Source organism: Sphaerisporangium sp. NPDC049002 (genome assembly GCF_040649355.1).
GTDB lineage: Bacteria > Actinomycetota > Actinomycetes > Streptosporangiales > Streptosporangiaceae > Sphaerisporangium.
This window is the reverse complement of sequence record NZ_JBEZFH010000353.1, coordinates 1-4,277: the sequence shown is the minus strand read 5'-3', so window position 1 is coordinate 4,277 and position 4,277 is coordinate 1. Positions and strand designations below refer to the sequence as shown.

At 70.1% G+C, this 4,277-nt stretch carries 4 protein-coding genes and 1 pseudogene; 2 read left to right on the top strand and 3 right to left on the bottom strand.

Features of this window, described 5'->3' with window-relative positions:
• The first annotated feature begins 325 nt into the window (after nt 1–325).
• Nucleotides 326–673 carry an SCP2 sterol-binding domain-containing protein gene (locus tag AB0B89_RS35175; RefSeq protein ID WP_358561732.1) on the top strand — a complete coding sequence of 116 codons (348 nt, stop codon included), beginning with the start codon at nt 326–328 and terminating at the stop codon, nt 671–673.
• 147 nt (nt 674–820) lie between these two features.
• Here the strand turns inward: AB0B89_RS35175 and AB0B89_RS35170 are convergent, their stop codons facing one another.
• Nucleotides 821–1,816: an HAD-IIA family hydrolase gene (locus AB0B89_RS35170; protein ID WP_358561729.1), complete on the bottom strand. Its 996-nt coding sequence runs from the start codon at nt 1,814–1,816 to the stop codon at nt 821–823.
• A 55-nt stretch (nt 1,817–1,871) separates the two neighbouring features.
• Nucleotides 1,872–2,303 carry a tetratricopeptide repeat protein gene (locus AB0B89_RS35165; RefSeq protein ID WP_358561726.1) on the bottom strand — a complete coding sequence of 144 codons (432 nt, stop codon included), beginning with the start codon at nt 2,301–2,303 and terminating at the stop codon, nt 1,872–1,874.
• 115 nt (nt 2,304–2,418) lie between these two features.
• Here AB0B89_RS35165 and AB0B89_RS35160 point away from each other — a divergent pair, with 115 nt between their 5' ends.
• A complete protein-coding gene (locus tag AB0B89_RS35160; protein WP_358561724.1) occupies nt 2,419–3,684 on the top strand; it encodes a DUF1015 domain-containing protein in 1,266 nt (421 codons plus the stop codon).
• A 116-nt stretch (nt 3,685–3,800) separates the two neighbouring features.
• Here the strand turns inward: AB0B89_RS35160 and AB0B89_RS35155 are convergent.
• Nucleotides 3,801–4,277 (bottom strand): annotated as a pseudogene (locus AB0B89_RS35155) (hypothetical protein); the annotation flags it as partial.

Below are 4,277 nucleotides of genomic sequence, written 5' to 3'. Positions count from 1 at the left end.
CGACGCGCCCTCGCGCAGCTTCATCGTGCCGCGCGGCGACACGTAGGTGTAGGTGGTGAGCGGGTCGCGCCGCCGCCGTTGTACCGCGGAGTCGCGGTGTCGCCCTTGGTCACGGCTTCGATCGCGGCCATGATGGTGTGATCGCGCGCCAGGTGACCTCCGCCTACGCGATGGCCGTCGACCCTGACCGTATCCGAAGCTGTCACCCGTACGATGCTCTTCTCTCCCTGGCCGCGCCCGCGCGCCGGATTTCGCGTAGTACTCAAGTGAAACGCTACCTTCCGTAGGTCAGAGGAGCTTCGGCGGATGAGAAGGGATACGACGCATGGCGACCGTCGACGAGTGCCGGACGGCGCTTGACAAGCTTGCCGAGCAGTTCGGCGAGCTTGATCAGGCGACCCGTTCGAAGCACGTGGTGGAAAGGAGCATCAGCTGCCGGATCACCGACCTTGACGTGACGTTCTACGGCCGGATCGACCACGGCGGTCTCCAGGCGTTCACCGAGGTCCCCCCGGTCGACGGGCGCCCCGCCGAGGTGCGCATCCGCGTCTCCAGCGACGACCTGCTCTCGATGGTGAACGGCGAGCTCGACATGGCGCGGGCGCTGCTCGGGGGACGCGTGAAGATCGACGCCAGCCTGGGAGACCTGCTGCGCCTGCGCAAGCTCCTCTGAGTCCCCCTCCGGCGTTCCCTGTGCCCTGCTCCCGGGCGGCACCCAGTGCTCCCTGTGCCCTCTGCTCCCGGCGGCTCCCAGCGCTCCCTGGCCCCCCTTTCTGCGGCTCCTGGCGTTCCTGGCCTGTCTTTCTGCGGCTCCTGGCGCTCAGAGGCTCAGGGTCTCCAGCGCCCGTTTGAGCCCGTCCTCGTCCGCACGCCCGTCCCCGGCGTGGGCCCAGGCGGCGGCGCACGCGACGCGGAGGCCGTCCAGAGGGTCGCCGCTCCCCGCCAGGCGCAGGCCCCGCTCCTCCCAACGCGCGGTCCATCCGCCCCCCGACCACTCGTCCCCGTCGGCCTCCACCAGGGCGGGCGGCTCGTGGATGGCGGACACGTCGGCGGCGATGTAGGTGGGGCGGTGCTCGGGCGGCGCGGTGAGCAGGTCGAGCGGGCCGGTCACCCCGCTGAGCACGAGCAGGCTGTCGACCCCCGCCCGGGTGGCCGCCTCCACGTCGGTGTCGAGGCGGTCCCCCACGATGAGCGGCCGCTCGGCCCCCGTGCGGAGCATCGACTCCCTGTGCAGCGGGGGCTCGGGCTTGCCCGCCGAGACGGGCTCGACCCCCGTGGCGGTCGCGATCACGCGGGTCATGGCCCCGTTGCCGGGCAGCACGCCACGGTCGGTCGGCATGGTCGTGTCCCCGTTCGCCGCGACGAACCAGGCTCCCCGTCGTACGGCGAGAGCGCCCTCGCACAGCAGGGAGTAGGAGAGGTCGGGCGAGATGCCCTCCACGACGGCCGCCGGGGAGTCGGCCGCGGTCGTCACCGGGCGCAGCCCCTGCGCCCGTACGGCGCAGCGCAGGCCCATGCCCCCGACCACGAGGACCGCGGAACCGGGCGGCACCCGCTCGGCGATGAGCCGGGCGGCGGCCTGGGCGGAGGTCACGACCTCGTCCGGCGTGGCGGGCACGCCGAGGGAGACCAGATGCTCGGCGATCGCGGCAGGGGTGCGCGAGGCGTTGTTGGTGACGTAGGCGAGCCGCACGCCGGTGTCGTGGGCGCGGGTGAGCGCCTCGGGGGCGCCCTTCACCGCCTCGCGCCCGAGGTAGACGACCCCGTCCAGGTCAAGCAACAGGGTGTCGTAACGGTCGATCAGTGCGGTCTCCATGCACCCAACTATTTCCGATAAAAGTGAATATTGCCGACTCACGGTACAAGGCGGATCAGATCTGTCTCGCTCGCAGGGTGGCCTTTACCTGCTTCAGTGCGGAGACATAGTCGCGCAGATCTGGACGCATCGCCACAGCGATGGTCAGGGGCTCTTCCGCCGCCTCCATGTCTCCGGTACGCCACAGTGCCATGCCCAGGCCGAAATAGGCATAATCCTCGGTCGGATTGGCCGCGACGATCCACCGGAAACTCTCCGCGGCCTCCTCGTAACGGCGCGAGTTGAACTGCGCCCTGGCGAGGGCCTCCCGGATGCTGCGCGACTCGGGCTCGGCGTCGGCGGCCCGCGCGAGAATCGCCGCCGCCGCGGCCGGGCTGCCGTCTTTCAGCAGCTTGACCCCTCTTTGAAACCACTCATAGACGTCACCCGCGGGAGCGCTGCGCTCGTAGTCGGGGGATTCGGACTGGCCGCTTGGTCCCTGCATCATGTATCGAGGCCTCCTTCTGACGACAAGTCAATCCCGGCTTCCTGACGAGCCGGGCGGCGCTACGACGTCGGGGCTGTCTCTAAGCGACTCAGGCCTTTATGGCACCATGCCCGGTATGGCCATTCCTGAACTGCCGTCGCCTGACGGACTGGTGCTGCGCCCGTTCCGCGGTGTGCGCTTCACAGTCGACGATCTGGCGGCAGTCACCTCCCCACCGTACGACCTCATCTCGCGGGAAGACGTCCAGAATCTCCTGGACGCTCACCCCAACAACGTGGTGCGGCTGATCCTTCCCGGCTCCGACCAGCACCGCTACGCCGAGGCCCGCGAGACGCTGCTGTCATGGCTCGCCTCCGGCATCCTGACCACCGACGACCTCCCCGCGCTTTACGTGTACGAGCAGAGCGGGCCCGGTGTCCTGCTGCGCGGTCTGATCGGAGACCTTGGCCTCTCCGACCCCGGCAAGCGCATCGTGCTGCCCCATGAGAACGTCATGCCCGGCACGGTCGCCGACCGCCTCGCGCTCATGCGGACGACCGAGAGCAACCTGGAGCCCATCTTCCTCCTGTACGAGGGCAACGGCGGCTCCACCTCCCGTCTGATCGGCGACGTGGCCGCGACCCGGACCCCTCTGATCGACGTGCTGACCGACGACGGCATCGCCCATCGTCTGTGGGCGCTCACCGACCGAGCCGAGCTCGACGGGATCGCGGCCGAACTCTACGGCCGCCAGGCGCTCATCGCCGACGGCCACCACCGGTACGCCACCTACCTCGCCCTCCAGCGGGAATACCACTCCGAAGGACGCGGACCCGGCCCCTGGGACTACGGCCTCGCCCTCCTGGTCGACTCGACGGCCTACCCGCCCGACCTCAAGGCGATCCACCGGGTGATCCCCGGACTTCCCCTGCAGGAGGCGGCGGCGCGCGCGAAGGGCGCCTGGCAGGTACACGACTTCGCCCACGTGGAGGAGGCGCTGGAGGCACTGGCCTCGGCGGTCGGCCCGGCGTTCGTCCTGGCCGGGAACGGCCCGAGCCACCTGCTGACCGACCCCGACCCCGTCCAGGTGGAGCACGCGATGCCCGCGTCGCGGTCGGTGCGGTGGAAGTCGCTCGTGACCTCGATGCTGTCGGAATTCCTCCTGCCCAAGGTCTGGGGCATCCAGGACAACGAGGAGTCCGTGCTCATCGTGCACCACGACCCCGCTCTCGCCGTCAAGATGGCCCGCCGCGAGTCGGGAACCGCCGTGATCGTACGGCCGCTGAACGTGGAGGACGTGCTCGCCGTGGCCGCCGAGGGCGAGCGGGTGCCCCGCAAGTCCACGTCGTTCGGCCCCAAGCCCCGCACCGGCCTGCTCCTCCGCACCTTCGCCACCGGCTGACCCCCCAACCCTCACTCGCCGCGTGCCCCGAACCACGTCACTCGGCGCGTTTCGCCGACCACGTCACCCGCCGCGTTTCGCCGAATCACGTCAGCCGGCGCGTTCCCCGAACGAGTTCAAGGGAGCGCACTCCGCGGGGTGAGCTCCTTGGTGCCCTGGATGGTGGTCGGGGGCTGGATGGAGGTGGGTTCAGGCTGTCTCCTGGTCGTTCTGGGCTGCCTGACCGGCTTGCCGGCGGCGAGGGACAGCGGGCCGGGCTCAAGCCTGGTCGCCCGGTGGACCTCCACCTCGTACGTGCTGGCGCCTCCTCCTGAGCCGGCCCAGTATCTCTGGTGGAGCGACCCTTCGACGCTGACCACATCGTCGACCCGCCACTCGGCCACACGGGCGCCCACCTCCGGATCGAACGTGACGCAGGCGATGCCGTCGGCCTTCTTTCCGCTCGCGTGGTCGGGCGGCCGGCGCACCGCCAGGCCCCACATGGTCATCAGGTCGCCGCCGGTGAAGGCGACGACCTTGGCCAGGACGATCAGCCCGTAGGAGGTGGTGAAGATCTCGGAAACTGCCGTCAGCCGGGCGATCGCGCTGAACAC

What these genes read in the sequence shown, in the direction of transcription:
- AB0B89_RS35175 (WP_358561732.1), top strand. Translation starts at nt 326, where the DNA reads ATGGCGACCGTCGACGAGTGCCGGACGGCGCTTGACAAGCTTGCCGAG.
- AB0B89_RS35170 (WP_358561729.1), bottom strand. Translation starts at nt 1,816, where the DNA reads ATGGAGACCGCACTGATCGACCGTTACGACACCCTGTTGCTTGACCTG.
- AB0B89_RS35165 (WP_358561726.1), bottom strand. Translation starts at nt 2,303, where the DNA reads ATGATGCAGGGACCAAGCGGCCAGTCCGAATCCCCCGACTACGAGCGC.
- AB0B89_RS35160 (WP_358561724.1), top strand. Translation starts at nt 2,419, where the DNA reads ATGGCCATTCCTGAACTGCCGTCGCCTGACGGACTGGTGCTGCGCCCG.